Genomic DNA, 24,282 nt, shown 5'->3' with positions numbered 1-24,282 from the left:
AGAAAAAAATATCATCAAAGGGAGGAATTATGGGACAAGTATTACATGGGTGCGCCAGAACAACAGAGACAATTCGTAGAGCAATACAAAATAGTAAAGAGAGCATAGCAAAACTCTCCAAGTGTTATAACCTTAAACCAAAAACTATTATTAAGTGGAGAAAACGCTCATTTACCAAAGATGCTGGTATGGGTCCAAAGCATCCAAGATCAACTGTTTTAACTTTAGAAGAGGAGGCTATAATTGTTGCATTTCGTAAGCATACTCTATTGCCATTAGATGACTGTCTCTACGCTTTGCAAACCTCAATCCCACATTTGAGTCGCTCCAGCTTACATCGTTGTTTACAAAGGCAAAACATTAGCAGACTACCAGATGTCGATGGTGAAGTTAAATCAAGAAAGAAATTCAAACAATATCCTATAGGCTATTTCCATATTGATATCGCGGAAGTTAGAACAGAAGAAGGAAAGCTGTATTTGTTTGTTGCAATAGATCAAATTCACCTACGTTGAGTTGCACAAAAGTGCTACAAAACCCATAGCTGCTGAGTTTTTAGGTAATCTGATTAGAATTTTACCGTATAAAATCCACACTATTTTGACAGATAATGGCATACAATTTACAAATCAGAAGCGCCATAAATACGCCTTCCAACACATATTTGATAGAGTTTGTGAAGAAAATAACATTGAAATCGTCTGACAAAAGTTAGCCATTCTTGGACAAATGGACAAGTTGAACGTATGAATAAAACTTTAAAGAATGCTACAGTTAAGAAATATTACTATCGTTCGCATCAGCAACTTAAGGAGCATCTTTATGACTTTGTTATGGCCTACAATTATGCAAAGAGACTCAAAGCTCTTAGGGGTCTTACGCCTTTTGAATTTATATGTTCTCAGTTGACAAAGTCTCCTGAATTATTTATAATAGATCCACACCATCACACTCTGGAACCATACATCTTATACTCTACCTTAATTCTAGTTTCCGGACAACCTCTATCTCTACAAAAACTATATTTTTCTTCAGAAGAGAGTTATATTGTAACTATGGACAAAATAATCATAAAAAAATTTGGTGGGACTTCGCTAACTGATTTAAACCGAGTTGCAAATTTGATAAAAAACGATATTGAGAAAGGTTGTAATGTAATCGTTGTTGTATCTGCTGTTGCAGGATTTACTGACCAAATGGCTTTTCAGGCTAGGCAAATCTCAAATTTAAGTTGCAGACAAGAGTTATCAGAGTATGACGTTATGCTTTCAGCAGGAGAACAAATTTCTTGCGGTCTATTAGCTATCACTCTCCAATCGATCGGAGTTAATGCTAAATCGTGGCTTGCCTGGCAGTTACCGATTGTAACTGATGATTTTTATTCTGAGTCTAAAATAAAAACAATAAAGATTGACCGTGTGAAAAGATCTTTTGCTGAGGGTTATACTGCTGCGATCATCGCTGGTTTTCAGGGTATAAATGATGATAGAATCACTACTTTTGGAAGAGGAGGCTCTGATATATCAGCAGTTGCCTTCACGGTAGCCTTTGGTGTTAGAACTTGCGAAATTTTTACTGATATTGATGGAATATATACAGCAGACCCGAGAATTGTTCCAAAGGCACGCAAGCTCAAATTTATCTCTTACGATGAAATGTTGGAAATGTCGTCATCTGGTGCTAAAATACTGCATAATCGTTCAGTACAACTTGCAATGAAGCATAACATTAAAGTGCAAGTGCTATCCACTTTTAAAGAAGTAGAAGGCACCACAGTACTACACAAAAGGGATGTACTAGAGAGATACTTAATTACTGGAATAGCTTATAGCACTAATGAAGCTCTTGTAACTTTCACTAACCTTGCAAATAACTTGCGTACTTTAAGAGATATAGTAGGGGCAAACGTTAAAATTGATATGATACATGGGTCAAGTTTTGTTATCTCCAAATTTGATATTGATTTAATGGAAAAGTTACTGAATAAGAATGAAAATTATGCTATAAACGATAATGTAGCTAAAATTTCAATAATTGGTATTGGTGTTATGTCTAACACTGAAGTGATGCACCGCACACTCAAGGTTTTAAGCGAAAAAAAGATAGAAATACTTGCTATCACAACATCCGAAATCAAAATCAGTATAATTGTTCAAAAAGAATACGTTGTAGCTTTGGTCAAAGATTTACATACTGAGTATGAGCTTGATATGCAACACTAGGATAGGCTCTACGTCCACAACTGTACGAACATTGCAATTTGGGCCTACCAAGGAGGGTGTCATTCTCCTGTCATCCAAGTAGCTGACACTGGTTCCTTTATGACGGTGTCATCCCAGTGCCCAGACACTGGGATGGCTTTGTTGCATCACACTTTATGAGATGGTGATTTATGGTAAATTCATGTAACTATCTCAAATTTAGCCATACCAATATCAGTGAATTTATTAAGCAAATAGCATTTGATTAGCAGTTCTTTTTCTCGATTTATCTCAGATTTATTCCTAAAACTAAATCCGAATATTTGCTTTAATCTTGAGAAAAACCCTTCAATATAAGATCTTTTCCCATAATTTACTTCTTTTTTCCATTCTTTCATGCCATCTTCACCGTATAATTTTATTAACCTAATAGCAGCATTCCTGTCAGACATATAATCTATTTCTGGATGTTCTGCCGCATTGTTTATTGGTGGAATTTTTGTCTTTATATCATATTCGTTACACAACTTATAAAACTTGTGCCTATCACATGCTCTATCTGCATATAGTGCTTTTATGGCATGCTGAAAATCAACTTCTTTTAGCAAATCACAAGCTCCATAGTGATCAGAGTAGACACCGTTACTGTATTTTACAGCTATGGCTTTTTTGTTGTTTATATTCAACATTACGTGCAATTTTCTCGTTTGCTCATAGCCACGATATTTTCTGTCAGTGCTATTTTCCTTGCTGTGTGTTGTTGTATATACTAATTCCTGTACTGTCTATAGCAATTTCGATATCTTCCATATTATTTTTATCAATTCTGCAATCATTTATCTTAATATTAAGTTTCTTTTGATGCTTGTGAATAGCTGATAACTGCCAAATCTCTTCCTATTTATTGCAAATACCCTTTTATAAACCCGACTGTTTGTCTTAAACCAATTCTAAAGAAACTGACGATTATATGCACCAAAATCACAACTTTATCACTATAAATATAGTTGCCGCCCTGCATTTTTGGACAATTCTCGTACCAATTTTCTATGGCGTCATTGATATAACAAAAAATGCTTCCTCTTTCTTGGAGAAATTTGTTATATTCATGGCAGTTACTGACTCTCATTTTTTGTGGCATATTTTTTCTTCAACAGTTAAATGGCTATTTATAATGAATTTTGTCAGTAACTGCCAGTTCTTTTCACTTGAGCGATGCAACAAAGCCATCCCAGTGTCAGCTACTCGGATGACATCATAGGGGCGCTGGGATGACACCCTGACAATCGTCATCCCGCTACTTGTTAGCGGCTAAGAGATACCGCGGCGGTATGATGTAGGGGTTGCCGAGAACTTGTCATTCCAGTGCTTGACACTGGAATCTAGTTCTTATTGTACATTTACTTGGTGTAGAGTTAAGTTTCCTGGATCCCAGTGTCTGGGCACTGGGATGACAAAGGAGAGCAGTGTCAGCTACTTGCATAACACCATTTGTTGTGGGAGTGTTAAATAAACTGTGTCAAACCGCATTTTTAGTTCAACTCAATTTTCAATCTGCCAGGAAAGAAAACATCAAGTTGAGAGATAGTTAATGCCCAATCATGTACAGGCATCGTCCACTTTTCCTCTGCCTTCTTTATAGCACAATATACCTGCTTATACAAGGCATTTATGCTGGTAAATGAGCCTTTGGTCTTAGTGAATTTCCTAATTTGCCTATGTAGCCCCTCTATGGGATTGGTGGTGTAGATTATCCTCCTAACTGGACCAGAATACTTAAAATAACCAGACAAGTTTTCCCAATTATTCTGCCAAGATTTTATAACCATAGGGTACTTTGTGTCCCATTTTTCATCCAATTCCAACAGATAATTCTCGGCAATTTCCTTGCTTGAAGCTTGATATACCTTCTTTAAATCGCTCAAAAAACTCTTCGCATCTTTACTGGCCACATACTTCAGTGAGTTGCGTATCTGATGCACTATACACATCTGCACTTCCGCATTAGGAAAGACACTGTTTATAGCTGCAGGAAAGCTTTTCAGCCCATCAACGCAGGCAATAAGGATATCTTCTACTCCTCTTTCTTTGAGGTCATTTAGCACTCCCAACCAGAAGTTAGCTCCTTCACTTTCAGCCAAATAAAAACCTAATACTTCTTTTTTGCCATTTTGATCTATGCCTAATATGTTATACATGCATTTACTTACGCAATGCCCGTCCTCTTTGACTTTAAAAAACCATGAAAACTATCGGATATACAGACTGCAGCGGGCGACTACGCCATTCGTTGATTACTGGTAGCAATTTGTCAGTAATACTTGATATCTCTGCCACCGATATTTTGTGATCATAAATTTCCTCAACATGTGACACTATATCTCTATAGCCCATACCACTGGCAAATGTGCTCAAAATCTTCGTTTCAAGCTCTGGATGTAAGTTTGTTTGCCTTTTTTTGACTATTTGTGGTTCGAAACTTCCTTCCCTATCTCTTGGCGTCAAAAGCTCAAATGACCCTGCGCTTGTACGTAAAGTCTTTGCATTCCTCCCATTTCTTCGATTATTCTCTTCGCTTTCAGCCGACAAGTGGTTTTCTATTTCACCTTCCAGGCTTACCTCCAGCAACTTTTTTATAAACGGTGTTAATGCTCCATCTCTTCCTGTCAACGGTCTTCCTTCTCGTATAGACAACAGGATATTTGTTTCTAATTCTTTATAATCTACCAAACCGGTAGTTCTGTTTACTACTTTCTGACTCATTGTCAAACCTCCATTTTTTTATATCAATTTATTACTTTTTTTTCGGTTTGACACAGTTTATTTAACACTCCCTTCACTAAGGTTATCTTGAATGTTCTAACTTGTATTTTTCTATGGAAGGCATTTTTATTGAGTGAGCAAGTGTCTTTCTAATATTGAACTCCTCATTTTTTTCATTTCGTTGCAGTAAGTTAATGTTATTTATTTTATTTACTAAATCTTTCCCTTTCTCCAGAGTCTTTAAATCACTTTCGTTAATGTGATGTTCATTGTAAAATTCTGCAACAATTTCTTTTCTTTTCGGGTGAGTATTTAAAAATTCCGACACCTGATGTTTAGCAACAGCTTGAATAAATTTCTTATTAAATCTTGAATCGTTATATAGATTTTCCAAACTTTTGTCATAATGTTTTGCTTCGTTTATAGTGAGTTTTATTATCTCTTCTATACCACTTAGAAGTTCCCTATACAATTTGTCATATCTATTGCCTGACACATGTGTAGCGAATGTTTGTTCAATGTATTTTGTTATGTAATTTTGCAGTGTGTTGTCTATTGTGCTTATGTTCATCAACCTACCTCAATGTTATATTAACTATTTTACATGTAGAAAGGTTAATATTGAGTTAATAGGGTACTTCTGAAGTCAAATTTTACTGAAAATTATAGTATTTAATATATAATTGTTAGCATGAAATAAAAACATAAATAAAATGGATCTTGTAACAAAAGTGAAGCTCAAGATAAAGATGAATAAGGGCAAAATCATAAATATACTTGTCATTTGTGGTGTAATTTTTTTCATATACCTTATTCATGAGCCAGTTGTAGATATGGTAGAAAAAATTATAAGTAAAATAAAAGGTCTCTTTTAAAAATAGAAAAAGTGAACTTTTTCCATCATCCAAACTTGAACCTGGAAAATTTAGTTAATGCATAAACTACTTATGTTGGCTATGAGTTCAACTGTATAAAATTCCGGTAAATTAAAATAAGTATTCATAAAAATATTGTTTTCTATAAACAGAGTATCTATAATACTAGCTTTGGGGTAAAGTACTGCAGAGGAATTTTTTAATCTGGTTGTTGGCGTCACTGTTTTATGCGTACCAATATATATTACGCGTAATTCCAAACATAATTGCGCCTGGATTGATAACAAAATTTAACATAAGTATTACAGATGTTGGCCAGTTTGGTGGGTTATACTATGTAGGCTATACGCTAGCTCATATACCTGTTGGTCTTTTCCTTGATAGATTTGGGCCAAAATTTGTTTTGCCTGCTTGTATTGTTTTAACATTTACCGGAACATTACCGCTTATATGTTTTGATGAGTGGTATTATTCAATACTTGGCAGAATAGTCGTTGGAATTGGGTCGTCCGCTTCAGCAATTGGGCTTTTTAAAGTTGCAAGCATGTATTTTGCGCAAGAAAAATCAGCAAGAATGGCTAGTTTATCCATAATTATAGGAACTTTGGGGGGGATATGTGGCGGATTACCGTTAGACTTCTTACTCAATAAATTTGGCTGGAATTATGTTATCTATACCTTCTCAGCATTCGGGTGTTTACTTGCTCTGCTACTGTTCTTAGTAACGCCTGAAAGCAATGCTCAACAGGAAAAAGTTAGCATTAGAGACTTGAAAAACATACTTTTCAACAAGCATATTATTCTAATTAGCTTTTTTGGTGGACTCATGGTCGGTCCAATGCAAGGTTTTGCTGATGGTTGGGCGAAAGCATTCTTTTTTGAAGTATATGAAATGAATGAAGGCTTGGCATCTTCTCTCTCTTCCGTAATATTGATAGGAATGTTAACAGGATCATTCTCTTTGGCTTATTTATTGGAAAAGTATAAAAATAAGCATTATGAAGTAATAATTTCATGCTCATTTGCAATGATCGCCGGTTTTCTATTACTTTTTACTCAGATTGGTGGCTTGTATGTTGTATTACCTACGCTTTTTATTATCGGCTTTGCATCTGGATATCAAGTAGTTACAATTTATAAAGCACTAAGTTATGTAAATAATAACTTAGTAGGCTTAGCTACAGCTGTGTCAAACATGATAGTCATGGGTTTTGGCTATTTTTTTCACACTGGAATCGCAAAAATAATAAATTTGTGTTGGGATAGAACAGTAATACAAGGAAATCCTGTGTATAGTGCTGAATTGCTGATAAAAGCAACATCTATTATTCCTGTATGTTTGCTAATAGCTGTTTTTGGGCTCTTATGGTTAAAAAAGCAGGATAAGTAGTCTTAAAATTGCTTGTGCATCTTAAAATTAAAGCGAGGTTTGATCTATGATGAGTGTTTTAAAAAAAATCTGTGGCTCTAAAAATAGTTTAAAGTCTTTTGATAACGAGGTTTATCAGTTTATAGAAAAAGAGTTACAACGTCAAAAGTCACAATTGCAATTAATTGCATCAGAGAATTTTGCAAGTAAAGCAGTAATGGAAGCACAAGGCTCTTTTCTGACTAATAAATATGCAGAAGGCTATCCAGGAAAAAGGTATTACTGTGGTTGTGAGCATGTGGACAAAGTTGAAAGTCTAGCTATAGAAAGACTTTGTAAGCTGTTCGGTGTTAAATTTGCAAACGTTCAACCTCACTCTGGTTCTCAGGCAAATCAGGCGGTATTTGCTTCACTGCTTACTCCAGGCGATACAATACTTGGATTATCACTGAGTTGCGGTGGACATCTAACTCATGGTGCGGCACCAAGCTTTTCTGGTAAATGGTTTAAGTCAATTCAGTATACAGTTAACAAAGACACTTATCTGCTCAATATGGATGAGATAGAAAAGCTGGCGCTGGAGCATAAACCAAAATTGATCATAGCTGGTGCTTCTGCTTATCCGAGAAAAATGGACTTCAAACGCTTTCGCGAAATTGCAGATAAAGTTGGTGCTTATTTGCTTGCAGACATTGCTCACTATGCAGGGCTTATTGCAGCGGGCGAATATCCATCTCCTGCTGAATATGCACATGTTATGACTTCCACGACTCACAAAACTTTGCGTGGTCCTCGTGGTGGAATAGTGATGACCAATGATGAAATATTACACAAAAAAATTCAATCTGCAGTTTTTCCAGGATTGCAGGGCGGGCCACTTATGCATGTAATAGCTGCAAAAGCTGTTGCATTTAAAGAAGCATTAGCGCCAGAGTTTAAGACTTATAGCAAGAAAATCGTGGAAAATGCGAAAGTACTAGCTCAAGAATTGCAAAAGCATGGACTCGACATTATAACCGGTGGCACTGACTCTCATATAGTGCTAGTTGACTTAAGATCGCAGAAATTAACTGGAAAAGACGTTGTAGATAGCCTTGAGAGGGCTGGCATTACCTGCAATAAAAACTCTGTACCATTTGATACAGAAAAGCCAACCATCACTTCAGGGCTCCGTTTTGGCACCGCTGCTGAGACAACACGCGGACTTGAGGCAGAAAATTTTAAAGAGATAGCCAGCCTAGTAAATGAAGTGGTTCAGGGATTAATCAGCGGAAATAGCTCAAGTGTCGAAAAAGCAGTAAAAACTAAAGTTGAAAAGATTTGTAGTAATTTTCCTATTTATTAATTTATGTGGTGTCATCCAAGTAGCTGGTAGAAACGAAAAAACTTACTTGACAAACTCCGCCAGTCCCCTTATTATGACGATAAGGGTATTTATGACTCAAAACTTGTTTTTGACCTGCAGGCTCAATGACAAAATTCAGTAAAAAACTCAGGGTATTTTTTGGCGGATTACATAAAATTATAGCGGCTGCATGTCTTTTAAATTTTTTCTACATTCAGCCAAACCGCGCTTATTTTAAGCGTTAGCACATTATTACAGCGCCACTTACAGTAATATAGAGTCAAAACTCGCACCACGGGAGTTCTTTGCCTTTTTTTTCATTTGGTAAATTTCTTAATGTTTATAGCTAAAAGAGCCCAAGAGAGGTGTCATCCCGCTGCTTGTTAGCGGGATCTATGTGAGATACCGCGGCGGTATGACGGTTAATTATTCCGCGCGGGATGACAAGAAAGGAGCAGCAGGATGACACCTCACCATGTCATTCCAGCGCGTGGCACACATCTGTACGAACATTGTTATAATAAGAGTTCATGAAAGATGTCATCTGGAATCTTGTTCCAATGTTAAACAACACAAAGTTGAAAAAGTAGAGCAAGAATTACTTACAATTCAATAATTCTCCAAAATCAATTATGTTTGAAAAGTAATCACTATCTATAACGTCATCACTCACACCGTTAACGTGAATAAGGACTGGACGACATGAAAAGCCTTTTGGACGCTTTAGTGTATCTATTTTCTTTTGTACTTCTTGTATTATTGAATGACCGATTTTATTTTTTGAAAATTTGATTTCGCAAATGTAGAGAGTGTTAAACCTTGTTTGAATCATGTAATCAATTTGACAACCAGCACCTGTCTTCCTCTGAAAAAATGGATTTTCGCTTACTATTCCATCAATTCTCAAGATATTATGTATGCTCTTTCTATTGTTAAGCACCAAATTTTCAAACTGAAGTCCAATAATTGTATGCCACTCTGGTAGAGATGTAAGTAACCCTATAGAGTAGGTGTCGCGATTAATTTTTCCTAGATTTTTTTCAATATATTTTAGATAAAACCTTAAATAATTATCTTGAAGTCTGTACTTCCTGAGTCGTGAATCAGTACCCGTTTTTATATCCCAAGTGTGATCCTTTGCAATAAAACCGGCAAGCTCGAGCTCATATAGATACTCAGAAATGCGTCCGTGTCTTGCAATGTTTAAAGCAGTACAAATTTCTTCCTGTTCTTTAGCTCCAGTAGAAAGAGCTCTCACTACTTGCTTATAAAAAGCTGTTTTTCGCATGAATAGATCTGAAAATATTTGGTCAAACTCCTCAACTAAAAACCCACCTTTTGTAAAACAAAGCTTTTTAATATTTTCTTCAGTACCATGTTTAAAATTTACCTCTTCTAAATATTTTGGAATTCCACCGGTTACTGCAAGCACCTTAAACTTTTCGTATGCTGAAATATTTTTTGGCCAAAATTCATTGCAATCAGAAAGTGATAACTCCCCGAGTGTTAAAGTCAACGATATTCTTCCTACAAAACCAGTACTACTAAGTATATTTTTTTCAATCCAGGATGGCTTTGTTGCATAGCACTGATAGGCATGTAAATCACAGTGAATTTACGCAGCTAATTTAAATTTAGCCATACCTATATCAGTAAATTTGTTCAATAAGTAGCACTTAATTAACAGCTCTTTTTCACGATTTACCTCTGATTTATTTTTCAAGCCAAACCCAAATATTTGCTTCAACCTATAGAAAAAGACTTCAATATAAGACCGTGCTCCATACTTAACTTTTTTCTTCCATTCATTAATACCATCTTCATAATTCTCATATGACCTAATTCTACTAATATACTTGTTTCTTTCTGATAAGTAGTCAGCTAAACAAATTTTAGTATCCTTCCTAGGGCGAATAATAGGCACAATATTGTATTTTCTGCATTCTTTATACACACTTTTTATATCATAAGCCGCATCTGCTCGAATAGAACAAATGTTATATTTATCACTGACTTCTTCTAACATATCGCAGACCGGCAAATAGTCTACAGCAACACCACTAGTGTAGTTCATGCTTATTGCTTTCTTATCATTTATGTTTAAAACAACATGTAATTTTCTTACTTGACCATAACCACTGTATTTTCTTTTTCGAATATTAAGCTTACTATGCCCACCGTTCTTATTGTAGATACTAACTCTAGTGCTATCTACGGCAATTTCAACATTTTCCAGATCATCTTTATTGCTTCTATGGTCATCAATCTTCAAATTAAGCTTTTTAAATCTTCTGGAAGCTTGTGTATAGCTGATAATCTTAAGTTTTTTGCCTATTTGTACCATATAACCTTTTACAAAACCTACAGCTTGTCTCAAGCCAATTCTAAAAAGATGAACTATTATGTGTATTAAAATTACAACTTTATCACTATAAGTGTTATTGCCACCTGCAACTTTTGGACTATTTTCATACCAATTTTCTATGGCTTGATTAACAAAATGAAAAACATTTCCTCTTTTTTTGAGAAACTCGTTATATTCTCTTTGGTTACTTACTCTCATTTTTTGTGGCATAAGTTGTACTTGTTTGAAAAATGCCTATTTTACAACAAAATGCGTTAGTAGCCATATATTAAAAAGCTTTTCTTCTTACAATAACCTCAACCAACACTAGCTATGCAACAAAGCCATCCAGGATGAAGCTGATCCACAGACAACAAAAATTAGCTTGTTATTATTTTTTAGCTGTGTATCCCAAAAATTCTTTATTTTGCCTAAAAAAGTTGGATCTTTTGAGCCCATCCAAGAAATTTCATCAAGGAGCAATAATATTTTGCCAGATAGTAAACGTTCACCAACTGCCCATAGTAAGTCACTCCAGTCGTCATATCTAGCAAAAGATGTATTAAATTGTCTAGCAACTTGTCTAGAAAATTCATTAAGTTGGTGGGATGTTGTAGTATGCTTTTCTGGTGGCAAACCTGCAAATGAGTAATGTTGTTCGAAATGTTTACCAAACTCTTGAATTAAACGACTTTTTCCTATACGACGCCTTCCTTTGACTACTACAAAAGATGCAGTGTTTTTTTCCGTAAGCTCCAGCAGTTGCTTCAACTCGGTTTGCCTACCAATAAATGATGGAGACATAAAATACAAAATATAAATCTTTGTCTCCATTATACACAATGAAATTGGAGACGTAAATAAGTAAATTTCGATCTTTGTCTCTATAGTGCTATAGCTAAACTGACTTACGACAATTTGAAAAACCGTCATTCCGCTACGTGTTAGCGGAATCTATGCTGGGATACCGCGAATGAATCGCGGTATGACGGTTCGCGGCGGTATGACGGTTCGCGGTGGTATAGTAACTCGTCATTCCGCTACGTGTTAGCGCCGCGGCGGTATAGCTATAAATTGTTGATATCTTTTTTATATCACATTTTTAACTTACAATAGTTAGCCAGCGTTTCTTACATTAACCAAATCTTTCGAATTCTGCACTCACCACTACCTATAACTCACTTTCACGCAATATTGATCGTTCTTAAAAAGCAATCTAACATTTTTTATTCCTTGATTGCGAAGCTTTGATGCAGCTGATTTAGCAGCCTGAGCACTTTTAAAAAATGCAACATATCCCTTACTTTCTGCACTGTCTTGTTTCGGGTGACGTTTCTGCATTTCTTTTTCATATTGCTTTCTGTAATGAGGAGTATTTTGTATCAATTGTTCTGACATCTTTCTTAGGTATTGGACTTTTACCTTTGCAAGCCCTACTTTATGAAATCCTAAGACTTGAGCTGCTTTTTCTGATAAGTCTATTATTCTGCCTTCAATAAAAGGCCCTCTATCGTTAATCCTTACAACAAGCTTTCTTCCATTTTCTAAATTAGTGACAAGAGCAAAGCAGGGTAGGGGCAAAGTCTTATGTGCTGCAGAGATCAAGTGACGGTTAAACACTTCACCATTTGCTGTAAGCGTGCCATGATCTTCTATTCCATACCACGACGCTATCCCTATCTCTTCATAGTGTTTACAGTTTTTTGGATAATAAGTTATACCATTTATTGTGTAGCTGCAGCCAATTTTATAATGACCTGCAGTGCAATTAAACCTGTTGCTAAAACTGCAACTACTTATCAAAACAAATATTAGACATAGGAAGGCTAGGTTTTTTATCATTGTATTCGGTAAGAGGGTTCGATACTATGAGGATTTTAAATTATACTATAATAAATTTAGTAATGAGTAAACATCTACTGCTAAATATTAACAAAACTCAAAAAAGAATAATACATATAATTGGTATAGGTGGAATCGGAATGAGTGCCATTGCTGAAATTCTTCACAATTCCAATTACAAAGTTCAAGGCAGTGATGCACAATCAAACAACAATGTAGATAGATTACAAAGGCTGGGCATAGAGGTTTTTATTGGTCACAATGCTAATAATATAAGCCAAGCTCAAATAGTTGTACATTCTTCTGCGATAGAATCTGATAATGTGGAGTTAGTAACAGCGAGAAATAACAATAAAACCATTTTGCATAGATCAGACATACTTGCTGAAATTATGAAAGATAAATATGTGATAGCAGTTTCAGGTTCAAGTGGAAAAACGACAACAACGGCTATGATTGCTTCTATTTTTGATCATTCTGGCATTGATGCGACTGTAATTGTAGGAGGAATACTAAATTCGTATCAGAGTAATTCAAGACTTGGAAAGAGTGACATTTTTTTAATCGAAGCTGATGAGTCTGATGGAACCATGCTAAAAATTCCTGCAAATATTGCTGTCATAACGAGTATTAACGACGATCATATGGATCATTATGGTACATTCGACGATATTAAAAATGCGTTTTCTCAGTTTATAAGCAAAGCAGGTTTTGCAGTTTTGCCTGATTCTGTAGGCATTAATTATGATGCGAGTAATTCTATAACGTTTGGGTTTGAGAATGGTAGCATAAGAGCCAGCAACATTAAACAGCATGCTAACAGCATAGAATTTAACGTGTTGAACAACTGGATTCCAGCATCAGCTACTTGCATGACAAAAAAGCAGGTGTCATCCCATCACCTTCTGTCATCCCATCACCCTCTGTCATCCCAGTGCGTGACACTGGGATCCAGCCCTTTAAAAAACATAGTACTATCAAACGCAATAGGTATTCACAAAATGAGTAACGCCTTGGCTGCAATATCAGTTGCGATAAAGCTCGGGATTAGCAATGCAGAGATTAAAAAAGGCCTTTTGGAATTTCAAGGAGTAGCAAGAAGATTCTCTTTGATTGCCAATATTAAAGGTGTTAAGTTAATTGAGGATTATGCCCATCATCCAAATGAAATATATGCAACTTTAACGGCTGCACGTTCGATTACTAAAGGAAAAGTAATAGGAATTATCGAACCACTTCGTTTTGCTCGCGTTCGTAATTTTTTTGGTGAATTCATAAGGATCTTTATGATGTTTGACTATGTAATCCTTACTCCTATTCATCCCCCAGAAGACAAGCCTATTCCTGGTTGTGGGATTGATGATATACAAAAAGCTTTAATCAGTAATGGGTTTAATGATGTAAAGATTATGAATGATGCTCTACTCATTTCACATTTTATTAGTGATTCGACAAGTCCAGGTGATATAGTATTATTTATTGGTGCTGGTAGTAATATAGCTAAATTGGCAAAGGAAACTGCAGCACTTATTGCGGAAGTTAAGGTTTAATGCGATGAATAAGATAATCAACAACGTATTTGCAAGAGAAATTTTAGATAGCAGGGGTTACCCCACTGTTGAGGTGGAAATTGAACTCTGTGATGGAGCAATAGGTAGGGCCTCTGTACCTTCTGGAGCTTCAACTGGTAAATTAGAAGCCTTGGAACTCAGAGACCAAGATGAGAAAAGGTATTGTGGTAAAGGAGTGCTGAAAGCTGTTCAAGCTGTAAATGGAGTGATAGCAAATGAAATCATTGGCATGGATGCAACAAACCAAAGTGCAATTGATAAAGCATTAATTGAACTAGATGGAACAAAAAATAAATCTAAACTTGGAGCAAATGCAACTTTGGGTGTGTCTCTTGCGGTTGCAAAAGCAGCAGCAAACAGTTTCAAAATACCGTTGTATAGATATTTGGGAGGAGAGCAGATGCCGGTTCCACTCATTAACATAATTAATGGTGGAGTACATGCAGACAATAAGCTCGATTTCCAAGAATTCATGATTCTTCCGGTCGGTGCTGAGACTTTCAGTGAAGCAATCAGAATATCTGCGGAGGTGTTCCACAACTTACGTAGCATTCTTAAGAAAAAGGGTTATAGCACAAACGTAGGAGATGAAGGCGGTTTTGCACCAAATATTGAAAGTACTGAAGAAGCACTTGACTTGATCATATACGCTATAGAATCAGCAGGTTATTCAGCGCAAAGTGATTTTGCACTAGGCCTTGATGTTGCTTCATCTACTTTTTATGAAGATGGAATTTACAAATTTGAAAATAAAGAGCTTACTTCAAAAGAATTGACTGAATATTGTTGTAGTCTTGTGGAAAGATATCCAATAATTTCTATAGAAGATGCAATGAGTGAAGACGATTACGAAGGTTGGAAATTACTTACTGCAAAATTGGGGAGTAAAATTCAATTGGTTGGGGATGATTTATTTGTTACAAATTGTGAACTAATAGGCAAAGGAATAGAAGAAAAAATGGCAAATGCTGTACTGATCAAGCCAAATCAAATAGGGACGTTAACAGAAACTTTTGCTGCTATTGAAATGGCAAAATCAAACAACTACAAAGCTGTTATTTCTCACCGCTCAGGTGAAACAGAAGACACAACAATATCTCATATAGCAGTTGCATCAAATTGCGGGCAAATAAAAACCGGGTCGCTGTCGCGTTCTGATAGGCTCGCGAAGTATAACGAGCTAATGAGAATAGAAGGCACATTAGAAAAAGATGCTAAATATTATCATGGGTTAGCATGGGTTTTATAGACGAAGTAAAATTGTACTTAAAAGCCGGTGATGGTGGTGACGGTTGTGCAAGTTTTCGTCGAGAAAAGTTCGTTGAATTTGGTGGTCCAAATGGTGGTAATGGAGGAAAGGGTGGAAACATAGTTTTCATCAGCGACGCTAATCTCAACACTTTGCTTCATTTTCGTTATAGAAGACACATTAAAGCAGATAATGGGAAAAATGGTGCAGGCAGGGATAGATCTGGCACAGCAGGGAAAGACGTTATACTTCGAGTTCCAGTCGGTGCACAAATAATTGATGAAGAAAGTGAAGAGATAATAGTAGATCTTGACAAGCCTGGTATGGAATTTCAAGTAGCACAGGGTGGAAAAGGTGGACTTGGAAATACTAATTTTAAATCTTCTACTAATAAGGCACCAAGACATTTTACTTACGGTCAGCCTGGCGAAGAAAAACATGTATTATTAAAACTAAAAGTTTTATCAGATGTTGGAATTATTGGCATGCCAAACGCAGGTAAATCAAAATTTTTGACTCGCTGCTCAAATTCCGATACAAAAGTAGGCGATTATCCATTTACCACCGTAAGACCCCACTTAGGTGTGACAAAAGTGGATGATAGCGAAGTTGTAATAGCAGATATTCCTGGAATAATTACTGATGCTCACCTTGGAGTTGGGCTCGGGCATAAATTTTTAAAGCACATAGAAAGGTGTCAAATTTTACTTCATTTAATCGATGTAACTCACGATGACGTTGTTTCGGCTTATAGTTGTATCCATAATGAATTGGAACTTTACAATAGTGATCTTGTTGAAAAAGAAGAGATTGTAGTATTAAACAAATGCGACTTATTGAGGGAAGCAGAAATTCTGGAAAAGAAGAATCACCTAGCTAATTATCTCAATAAAGAAGTGCTGTGCTTATCAATTAATGGTGATTTACAGCCTATTTTAAGATTATTAAGTGAAAAATTGAAAAAGAGTAATTCTAAGGAAATCGATGTATATGATCCTTTTAAGATGTGAATTTCATTTAGATAATTGATGTTTTTCATTTATTTTATCATATAACTAGAATATATGTGTACGAACGTTTGTTTTTGAAGGTGATTTGCACAGTAAATGGTCAGCGCGTGACGCACTGCCCAGTTCATGTTAGCTATAAATATTTAAGAAATTTACCAAACGAAAAAAAAGGCAAAAGAAGCCCTAGTCATTGTCTATTTTCAGTATTGGCGTTTTTTTATGTTTTAAACGTCTAATAACCGCGACTCAGCTGCTTTTTAATGCAACTAACCTTAGTTTAAATGTTTAAGAAATTTACTAAGCAGAAAAAAAGGCAAAAGAAATCCCGTGTTAGCTAGTTGTCACTCTCTAATCCTGCAAATTGGCGTACTATACTGTCTTAAACGACTTATAAGCGCGTTTCAGCTTATATAGGTAAAAACCCAGAAATGTTGTGAAGACATAAGGTGCACATAGTGCAAAAAATTAAAAATAAGACGCCAACTACGTTGTTTTCTTGCTGTTTAATCTGCACAGATGAAGATAACTGAATACCTTCACTATCATGATAAGGGGGCTGGCGGAGTTTGTCAAGGAATTTTTGCATTTAATTCGTTTCTGCGAGCTACCTGGTTTTCCTACTGAAATTTTGAAAAATGTAATCTACTTCTATATTCAAATATATCAAGCAGTAATTCAAAATTAGCCATTGCGCCTTTTGCGTTATTATACGCGAGATTGAGCAGCTCTTTGTCCTGATATAAATCAGCAAATTTAAATTCCATACATCCTGATTGTTTTGTGCCTAAAATATCTCCACTGCCTCTTAGCATCATATCCCTTTCAGCAATGTAAAATCCGTCCTGTGACTCACACATGATCTTTAACTTTGAAGATGAGCTTTTACTTAAATTATCGTATAATAATACACAAAAAGATGGCTTGTTTCCTCGCCCTACTCTGCCTCTTAACTGATGTAATTGCGATAACCCAAATTGCTCTGCATTTTCTATAATCATAATGGTTGCATCTGGCACATCTATACCAACTTCTATCACAGTGGTTGCAACAAGCAAAGAAAATTCATTTCTTTTGAAGGAAAACATAACTTGATCTTTCTGCTCCTGAGTCAATTTTCCGTGTATTATCCCGACTCTATCAAAAAATGTTTTTTGTAATTCCTGAAAACGCATCTCTGCTGCAGCAATATTGGTCTCTTCGTTTTCTTCTATATATGGACAAATCCAATATGCTTTTTCGCCCCTGTTTATAGCACCTTTTAGCTTTTCAATAACATCTGGCACCCTACTAATGTTCATAGTTACAGTTTTTATTGGCAATCTGGATTTTGGTTTTTCTCTCAAAATTGAACATTCAACGTCACCATACATAGCTTGCTGCAAGGTTCTTGGAATGGGAGTTGCAGTAACGAAAAGTATATCGGCATTTTCTCCTTTTCCTACCAAGCGATTTCTCTGCATCACTCCAAATCGCTGTTGCTCGTCTATGACTGCAAGCCCTAAATTTTTAAATGTAACGTTAGCTTGAAATAACGCGTGGGTGCCAATCACTATATTTAAAACACCACTTGCAAGTTCGTTCATGATAATCTTTCTTTCCTTGCGCGAAGTTTTACCAGTAAGCAGCGCAACTTTTATATCGGTACAGGATAAAACTTCCTCAATCCAATTATAATGTTGCTCCGCCAAGATAGTAGTCGGTGCCATTAGAGCTACCTGCATGTTGTTTTCTACCACATTTAGCATCGCAAAAAGTGCAACTACGGTTTTGCCACTACCAACATCACCTTGCAGCAAGCTCATCATGCGATACTTGGATTTTTGCCTCTCTGAAATTTCATCTATTGCACGAATTTGATCGTTTGTTAATTGAAACGATAATTCATTTAAAACTTGCTCTTTATATTTATTCAATACTATAAATTCTCTTCCCCTTTTTTTTACATGATTTTCTCTTGCAAGTTTCAGTGCTAGCTGATACGCAAACAATTCATCATAAGCAAGCCTTTTTCTACAAACCTCGGCTTCCGCCAATGAGCTTGGTCTGTGCAACTTTATGATGCTTTCCCTCCAACTTAGCCATTTTTTTTGCTTGATTAATGTATCATCTATCCACTCTGGCAAATCAGGCAATTCTTTCAGGTTAGAGCTTATTATGTTTCCAATGCTCTTATTGGTAATGCCACGGCATAATTGGTAGACTGGCTCTATGCGAGCTATTTCTTTAAATTGGTTGATGTCAAGCGACACGTAATCTGGATGAGTAATCTGCCAATGCTCAGCAAATTTTTCGAGTTTGCCACTGATGATTACATAGGCTCCAACTGGAAATAGTTTATATAAATACTTAACTGAGTGATTAAAAAAGACTATGAATATATACTGACTCTCACTTTCAACGACTATTTTATATGGTCTACCTCTAAAAGTGGGCGACTGATGCTCATAAACTTTTGCCATGAAAGTTGTAAATTCTCCAACTCGAGTATCAAGTAGTGACTTACTTCTATCTATATAACCAAGCGGCCTATAAAACAGCAGGTCCACCACTTTGTTCCCACCACAGAGTTTAGGTAATATTGCGGAATGGAACTTAAGCATATTTTCCAGCTTGCCATTTAGAAAAGCCAGCACATCTAATTGCTCATTGAGATTCATACATGTGTAAAAACTGTTTATCAATAATAGAGCCTTTTTAAAATCTTGTCACCTTATGGTCAGGTATGCACTATAGCTAGCACAGCTCTCTAACATCATACCACCGCGGTGCTAACAAGCAGCGGGATGACGGTTGTCAGTAAGCCTAAGTTACCCCTAACTATATTTGCTATCATAGGGCTTATAGCAGGTATTTTATTGAATTATTAATAATTTATGATATAATTAATTATGATGTTAATAGGTCTATGATAGAAATGAATAGTACCAATCCAGTAGTTACATTAAGGGCTCAAGCAGAAGAGTTTGATTTTGGCAAATTAAGAGCTGGTAAAGATAATGCTGAAGCAAACTCTGGTGAACAGATGTATAAAGACATCAATAGAATGGATTTTGTTATTAATGGTAAAAGTATAGACCAAACTTTAACTAGTGCGTTGATGGAAGGAGCTAAGCAACGTGAATTCGATAAAATTTGGAGCGAATATTGTGAAAATGACAATACTCCTGATCATAAAAAAACTGACCAGTATGAAAAGGAATTTGAGAGATTTTACAATTTAGGCAAGGAGTATGCTCACCTATTACCAAAGGAAGAAGCCAGAAATTATCGCCCGTTTGCAAAAGAAGTTTTTAAGGAAATGTTTAAATATGCTGAAGCAAAAGTTCCAAGTGATTCTATTCTAGAAGAGCTAATTACTAATTGTAATCAAGCAGGGTATGAAGGCACTTTATTCACTGATGTTCTCTTTCAAGCATTTCGCCAGTCCGAATTTACGCTACTAAGTCCTCAAAAAACAATAGTTATTGATTGCACTGATCCAAATCATGTAAAAGTCAAATCTGAGATGGCAGTGCCTACGGTAAAATCTGATAATCCAGAAGAAGAAGTTTGTCAGATAAATAGCTCATTAGAGTTTACACTTGCATTCCAAGATGAGAAAAATGATGTAACATATAAAGATGGTAAATTGTTACTTACTGCTCCTCGAGAACTGAAAAATTACAAAATTGATGGCAAAAATTTATTTGATATTATTAAAGAGTATTTCCAGAAATTTTGCGAGAAGTTAGGATTTAAGTTTGAAGCAGAGATAGAACATAGTTTAGGTAATCCACTAGAAGTAAACAGCCATCTGGAAAATATGGAACCGCCCATTCATAGCAATGAGCATGGAAATACACCTGGAAACTAACAATTAAAATATTTCAAGCGCTGTTAGCTCATTTGCACAATCAATTACTTCAGAACTTGGGAACTGGTTTTTAAACCAAGTGTACTGGCGTTTTGCGTAGTGTCTTGTGTTTGTTTGAGCAATCTGTATCGCTTCGTCTAAAGTAATCTCACCTTTCAAATACTTTACAATTTCTGGCACTCCATGTGCTTTCATAGCTGGCAAATGTGGAGCTAAGTTCATACTAAGTAGCTTTTTTACTTCATCAATTGCTCCATTTTCGATCATTTTGATAAAACGAGAATTTATTTTTTGGTATACATCCTCACGTTTAGGCAAAATTGTATATATCTTAAAATTATCGAATAAAGGAGGCTGTCTATTTTCTTGCCATACAAAGATTGTCTTACCAGTTTCAGTGATAACTTCAAGTGCCCTTGAAAGGCGGTGCGAGTCATTCATGAATACTTTACCTTGAATCCTTGGATCTTTGCTTAGCACTAATTTGTAAAACTCCTCTTTACTTAAATTTTTCCTTAATTCGCTTACATTTTTCCTTACTTTCTGACTTATTTGTGGCATTGATGATAAGCCTTTGATTAAACTGCTGATGTAAAGCCCGCTTCCTCCAGTGATGATAGGTATTTGAGCATTTTCTAATGCGTGATTAACTTCTTTTTCTAAATCCTCTAACCATAGACCCACGGAATAATTTTCTTTTGCTGAAACATAACCATATAATTTATAAAATTCTTCTTGCTTTAGTGGTTGAGCAGTAATTATGGGAATTTCTTCATATACCTGCTTTGAATCACAATTTATTATGCTGATATTATTATATTTTTTTATCAGGTTATCACACAATTCTGATTTACCTGAAGCTGTAATTCCTGTAATAATTACTATATTATTTTTCATTTATATTAATTTAATTAACATATGATAGAGTGTAGTAAAAATTTGGGTCCTACAATCTAAAGTTTGGAGATTTTTATGGCAGAAAACAACGACAATAATTCATTTATTAAGCGTTTCACAAACAGGACTCCTGGCGGTACAGGGGAAGGTTTTTCCAGTAAGTATTCGTCTCAAAACACCAAAGAACGGGCATTAGGGGAAAAAGGGGGAATTTCTGAATTAGCAAACAAAAAAACCGAATCCAAGGAAGCTTTTTCTGAAAGTGGCGGCATAAAAAGTAAAAGCAGAACTGTCAATGAAAGATCTTTTGCTGATGCAACAAAAAGAAGTAGGTCAGATCTTATATATTTAGTCCGTGGTAAAGATCGTGGAAAATCAGCGTGGCATTATGTATTAGTTGATAAAGAGAAAAGAGAAATGTTTCTAGCAAAAAGCAGAACTGGCTCTATAGATGTTGCAGACTATGGAGAGATTTTGTATTCAGGATGGGGAGAGGATCCACCACAGGCAATAGTTGATAAAATCAATGAAGAGTTTGGGTTGTAGCAAGTCTGCATAACAAATGGTAAGCTGCGTTGCATTGCGTTCACAAAAACTAGCAGTTACTATATAAGATACAATGCAACAAAACTGATCTAGTTGTTATGAATAAGTTTTTAGCTATATGGTATCTAAAATAATAAATGCAATACAGAACAACTTGTTAGTGTGTTTTCCAACAGAAACAGTGTATGCTCTTGCTTGTAATGCATTAAATAATGAATCTATAGGAAAAATATATCAGATAAAGAAACGCTCTCAAAATAAACCACTGTCTATATTTGTTAGTGATATTTGCAGCTTGATGAGAATAGCAAAGCTAGAGAAAAAGTATATTGGTTTAGTAAATCACTTTTCTCCTGGACCGATTACCTATATTTTACCACTTAAAAACAATAATATATTGCCAAACGAATTCTTTAAAGATAGTATAGGCATCAGAATCCCTGAGCATCCTATTGCAATTTCAATACTAAACAAACTGAAAGTTCCAATAGTTGCAACTAGTATAAATATTTCAGGAGAAAAAAGTGTATGTAAGGCAGACGATATACCACAATCCATTAAGCAACATTTATCTGCAGTGATTGAAGATGATGAATTAGTTTCTGGTATAGAATCTACTATTATTGACTTAACCGAAGATAAGATTAAGGTTTTAAGGGAAGGTGCAATTTTATTACAAACAGTAACCAATGCATTTTCAAACTAAGATCTATAGGAGAAAGAATGAAAAAAGTAATAGGTCACAACCAGGCCAAAAAAAAATTAATGAACAACTTATCTGTTCAGTCTTGGCTGATCTGTGGTAAAAAAGGTATAGGAAAAGCAACACTTGCAAAATCCTTCTCCAATTGGTTACTCATAAAAAGCTATAATGAAGTAGCATTGGACTTACACATTGTTGAAGGTGATACTATCGGAATAGAAAAAGTCAGAGAAATGAAAAACTTTCTACACTTAAGTCCCATTCAATCAGAACACAAAATAGCTATAATAGATAGCTTAGAGGCAATGACTAATAACGCTAAAAACGCAATATTGAAAATATTAGAAGAGCCGCCAAAAAATTCTAAGATATTTATAATTAGCCATAAGCCATATGATATACAAACTACTATCCAGTGTAGGTGCTTTCAGCTAAATTTACTTCCATTAACTTATGACGAAACAAAGCAAGTTGCTTCATCTCAATGTAAATTTGATGATCAAACGTTTGACGAAATGATTACTTTATTTCCTGGAATGCCAGGAATGATAATAAATGCAATAAGTAGTGATGCTTATGAAGCATACAAATGCTTTTATAAATTTCTTCATGATTTAAAGAATCCCAATATGATTAATAAAGTAATTAATAGCGAAATCGAACTAGAACTAGCATCATATATAATTCAGGCCTTCATTTTAGAAAGCATAAAGAGAGAGGTAAATGGTGTTGAAATTTTACTAGGTCAGTGGAAAAAAATAGATGAACTTTTTGTTGTTGCTAAGCAACTTCACTTAGATAAAAAGCATGTTTTAGCTAATGTAGTTAATATCATGACATAAGTTTACAAAGTATAATACTTTTAACATAAATTCATGATAAAATTCTGTTAATTTAATACTCAAAGTATATAATTTGACTGATAATAAATTAACTGTATGGCAATCAATAGAAGTTTTGACGAAAGCCATACTAAACATGCAGAAAGAATTAAGTTCAATCAAGAATATAGCTTTAGACCAGGACGTCACCTTAGAAAAAGGAAAGGAGTTGTTAAGCGGCATTTATGAAGCAAATTTTAAGCTAAACAAGGCAATCAATATAGCTACTTTGCCAAAAATTGGCTATCATATGCTAAATGGTGAGCTTGTTGTACGTAATCATATCACGGAAGAGGAAGTAAAGATTCCTAGAGATTTTCATTACCTTAAAGTCGTTAAATCCGATCATGATGATTATAAATTAACGTTTTGTAATTTTTTAGGTAATGAGTTCTTTGAATATAAAAAGTATGATCCACAATATTCTGGCGTTTCAGATGAATATAAGTTTGTGGATTTTGGTAGTGTAAAAAAGACTCATAATCTAAAATTTAAGGAATACGTTGGTCATGCACCTAAGTTTTTTGCTGCAGAAGGGCCTATTGAGCCTGGATCTCAAAACCATGCAATTGATCTATTTGAGCTAGTCAAAAGTGGTAAAGGTAGCAAAGTGGGAACCCTCGCTGATGAATTTGGTTATTTTGATGATCAAAATAAATTACATTATTATAATTATCACAAAAGTGCTGAAAGTAATATTTACAATCCTGAAAATTTCAGTGTAAAAATGATCAATGTAGATGTGAGCAAAATCGATAAATTCTACCTTATTGCGGAACAAGGTGATATAATCATTCATCCTATTTTGGAAAATTTAGACATATTTTAAAGTT

General features: G+C 35.2%; 22 protein-coding genes and 2 pseudogenes. 13 read left to right on the top strand and 11 right to left on the bottom strand.

What is annotated here, in order from left to right; all coding sequences use genetic code 11:
- Positions 1 to 29: 29 nt before the first annotated feature.
- Together ABWU38_RS02270 and ABWU38_RS02265 are read left to right on the top strand one after the other, a co-directional pair.
- A pseudogene (locus tag ABWU38_RS02270) lies at positions 30 to 965 on the top strand (IS481 family transposase); the annotation flags it as partial.
- Between the two features lie 90 nt (positions 966 to 1,055).
- Entirely contained in the window at positions 1,056 to 2,222 is a 1,167-nt protein-coding gene (locus ABWU38_RS02265; RefSeq protein ID WP_253309957.1) for an aspartate kinase, read from the top strand.
- Between the two features lie 179 nt (positions 2,223 to 2,401).
- On the opposite strand, the gene ABWU38_RS02260 is transcribed toward ABWU38_RS02265, so the two are convergent.
- The 5 genes and pseudogenes from ABWU38_RS02260 to ABWU38_RS02235 form a co-directional block, all read right to left on the bottom strand.
- Complete coding sequence (locus ABWU38_RS02260) at positions 2,402 to 2,890, bottom strand: transposase (RefSeq protein WP_151807721.1); 489 nt, start codon at positions 2,888 to 2,890, stop codon at positions 2,402 to 2,404.
- A gap of 212 nt (positions 2,891 to 3,102) precedes the next feature.
- Positions 3,103 to 3,342 carry a transposase gene (locus ABWU38_RS02255; protein WP_353272406.1) on the bottom strand — a complete coding sequence of 80 codons (240 nt, stop codon included), beginning with the start codon at positions 3,340 to 3,342 and terminating at the stop codon, positions 3,103 to 3,105.
- Entirely contained in the window at positions 3,327 to 3,494 is a 168-nt protein-coding gene (locus tag ABWU38_RS02250) for a hypothetical protein (protein ID WP_264735643.1), read from the bottom strand. The genes ABWU38_RS02255 and ABWU38_RS02250 overlap by 16 nt, the downstream gene beginning before the upstream one ends.
- A 239-nt stretch (positions 3,495 to 3,733) precedes the next feature.
- A pseudogene (locus ABWU38_RS02240) lies at positions 3,734 to 4,964 on the bottom strand (IS256-like element ISWpi15 family transposase).
- Positions 4,965 to 5,046: 82 nt separating this feature from the next.
- The gene (locus ABWU38_RS02235) at positions 5,047 to 5,535 is read right to left on the bottom strand and encodes a hypothetical protein (RefSeq protein ID WP_253309502.1); all 489 of its coding nucleotides are present in this window, start codon (positions 5,533 to 5,535) and stop codon (positions 5,047 to 5,049) included.
- Positions 5,536 to 5,677: 142 nt separating this feature from the next.
- On the opposite strand from ABWU38_RS02235, the gene ABWU38_RS02230 reads away from it, so the two are divergent.
- The 3 genes from ABWU38_RS02230 (at position 5,678) to glyA (ending at position 8,553) form a co-directional block, all read left to right on the top strand.
- Positions 5,678 to 5,839, top strand: coding sequence for a hypothetical protein (locus ABWU38_RS02230; RefSeq protein WP_264735850.1), 162 nt, complete (start codon positions 5,678 to 5,680; stop codon positions 5,837 to 5,839).
- A 184-nt stretch (positions 5,840 to 6,023) separates the two neighbouring features.
- The gene (locus tag ABWU38_RS02225; protein WP_253307380.1) at positions 6,024 to 7,229 is read left to right on the top strand and encodes an MFS transporter; all 1,206 of its coding nucleotides are present in this window, start codon (positions 6,024 to 6,026) and stop codon (positions 7,227 to 7,229) included.
- Between the two features lie 46 nt (positions 7,230 to 7,275).
- Entirely contained in the window at positions 7,276 to 8,553 is a 1,278-nt protein-coding gene (glyA, locus tag ABWU38_RS02220; protein ID WP_264688225.1) for a serine hydroxymethyltransferase, read from the top strand.
- A 598-nt stretch (positions 8,554 to 9,151) separates the two neighbouring features.
- On the opposite strand, the gene ABWU38_RS02215 is transcribed toward glyA, so the two are convergent.
- The 4 genes from ABWU38_RS02215 to ABWU38_RS02200 form a co-directional block, all read right to left on the bottom strand.
- Positions 9,152 to 10,069: an AAA family ATPase gene (locus tag ABWU38_RS02215; RefSeq protein ID WP_353272405.1), complete on the bottom strand. Its 918-nt coding sequence runs from the start codon at positions 10,067 to 10,069 to the stop codon at positions 9,152 to 9,154.
- Positions 10,070 to 10,168: 99 nt separating this feature from the next.
- Entirely contained in the window at positions 10,169 to 11,128 is a 960-nt protein-coding gene (locus ABWU38_RS02210; protein ID WP_353272271.1) for an IS5 family transposase, read from the bottom strand.
- 96 nt (positions 11,129 to 11,224) lie between these two features.
- Entirely contained in the window at positions 11,225 to 11,701 is a 477-nt protein-coding gene (locus ABWU38_RS02205) for an AAA family ATPase (protein WP_353272404.1), read from the bottom strand.
- 363 nt (positions 11,702 to 12,064) lie between these two features.
- On the bottom strand, positions 12,065 to 12,739 hold the full coding sequence (locus tag ABWU38_RS02200) for a septal ring lytic transglycosylase RlpA family protein (protein WP_253309498.1): 675 nt from the start codon (positions 12,737 to 12,739) through the stop codon (positions 12,065 to 12,067).
- A gap of 26 nt (positions 12,740 to 12,765) precedes the next feature.
- On the opposite strand from ABWU38_RS02200, the gene murC reads away from it, so the two are divergent.
- Genes murC through cgtA form a run of 3 tightly spaced genes read left to right on the top strand, consistent with a single transcriptional unit; the run spans position 12,766 to position 16,569 of the window.
- On the top strand, positions 12,766 to 14,289 hold the full coding sequence (murC, locus tag ABWU38_RS02195) for a UDP-N-acetylmuramate--L-alanine ligase (RefSeq protein WP_353272403.1): 1,524 nt from the start codon (positions 12,766 to 12,768) through the stop codon (positions 14,287 to 14,289).
- Positions 14,290 to 14,293: 4 nt separating this feature from the next.
- On the top strand, positions 14,294 to 15,559 hold the full coding sequence (gene eno / locus ABWU38_RS02190) for a phosphopyruvate hydratase (protein WP_353272402.1): 1,266 nt from the start codon (positions 14,294 to 14,296) through the stop codon (positions 15,557 to 15,559).
- The gene (cgtA, locus tag ABWU38_RS02185; protein ID WP_264688220.1) at positions 15,547 to 16,569 is read left to right on the top strand and encodes an Obg family GTPase CgtA; all 1,023 of its coding nucleotides are present in this window, start codon (positions 15,547 to 15,549) and stop codon (positions 16,567 to 16,569) included. The genes eno and cgtA overlap by 13 nt, the downstream gene beginning before the upstream one ends.
- 617 nt (positions 16,570 to 17,186) lie before the next feature.
- On the opposite strand, the gene recG is transcribed toward cgtA, so the two are convergent.
- A complete protein-coding gene (recG, locus tag ABWU38_RS02180; protein ID WP_353272401.1) occupies positions 17,187 to 19,226 on the bottom strand; it encodes an ATP-dependent DNA helicase RecG in 2,040 nt (679 codons plus the stop codon).
- Positions 19,227 to 19,483: 257 nt separating this feature from the next.
- Between recG and ABWU38_RS02175 the strand changes: the two genes are divergently transcribed.
- Positions 19,484 to 20,422, top strand: coding sequence for a hypothetical protein (locus tag ABWU38_RS02175; RefSeq protein ID WP_264688491.1), 939 nt, complete (start codon positions 19,484 to 19,486; stop codon positions 20,420 to 20,422).
- Between the two features lie 3 nt (positions 20,423 to 20,425).
- Here ABWU38_RS02175 and miaA read toward each other — a convergent pair whose 3' ends face one another.
- Positions 20,426 to 21,319, bottom strand: coding sequence for a tRNA (adenosine(37)-N6)-dimethylallyltransferase MiaA (miaA, locus tag ABWU38_RS02170; protein WP_253309493.1), 894 nt, complete (start codon positions 21,317 to 21,319; stop codon positions 20,426 to 20,428).
- 75 nt (positions 21,320 to 21,394) lie between these two features.
- Here miaA and ABWU38_RS02165 point away from each other — a divergent pair, with 75 nt between their 5' ends.
- The 4 genes from ABWU38_RS02165 (at position 21,395) to ABWU38_RS02150 (ending at position 24,278) form a co-directional block, all read left to right on the top strand.
- Entirely contained in the window at positions 21,395 to 21,865 is a 471-nt protein-coding gene (locus ABWU38_RS02165) for a hypothetical protein (protein WP_353272400.1), read from the top strand.
- 118 nt (positions 21,866 to 21,983) lie between these two features.
- Entirely contained in the window at positions 21,984 to 22,571 is a 588-nt protein-coding gene (locus ABWU38_RS02160) for an L-threonylcarbamoyladenylate synthase (RefSeq protein WP_253309491.1), read from the top strand.
- Positions 22,572 to 22,588: 17 nt separating this feature from the next.
- On the top strand, positions 22,589 to 23,410 hold the full coding sequence (locus ABWU38_RS02155) for a DNA polymerase III subunit delta' (protein WP_253309490.1): 822 nt from the start codon (positions 22,589 to 22,591) through the stop codon (positions 23,408 to 23,410).
- Positions 23,411 to 23,483: 73 nt separating this feature from the next.
- A complete protein-coding gene (locus tag ABWU38_RS02150) occupies positions 23,484 to 24,278 on the top strand; it encodes a hypothetical protein (protein ID WP_253309489.1) in 795 nt (264 codons plus the stop codon).
- The last annotated feature ends 4 nt before the right edge of the window (positions 24,279 to 24,282 follow it).

Source organism: Wolbachia endosymbiont (group A) of Urophora cardui (genome assembly GCF_964028435.1).
Lineage (GTDB): Bacteria > Pseudomonadota > Alphaproteobacteria > Rickettsiales > Anaplasmataceae > Wolbachia.
The sequence above is the reverse complement of the archived record's forward strand: the minus strand, read 5'-3'. Positions and strand labels throughout refer to the sequence as shown.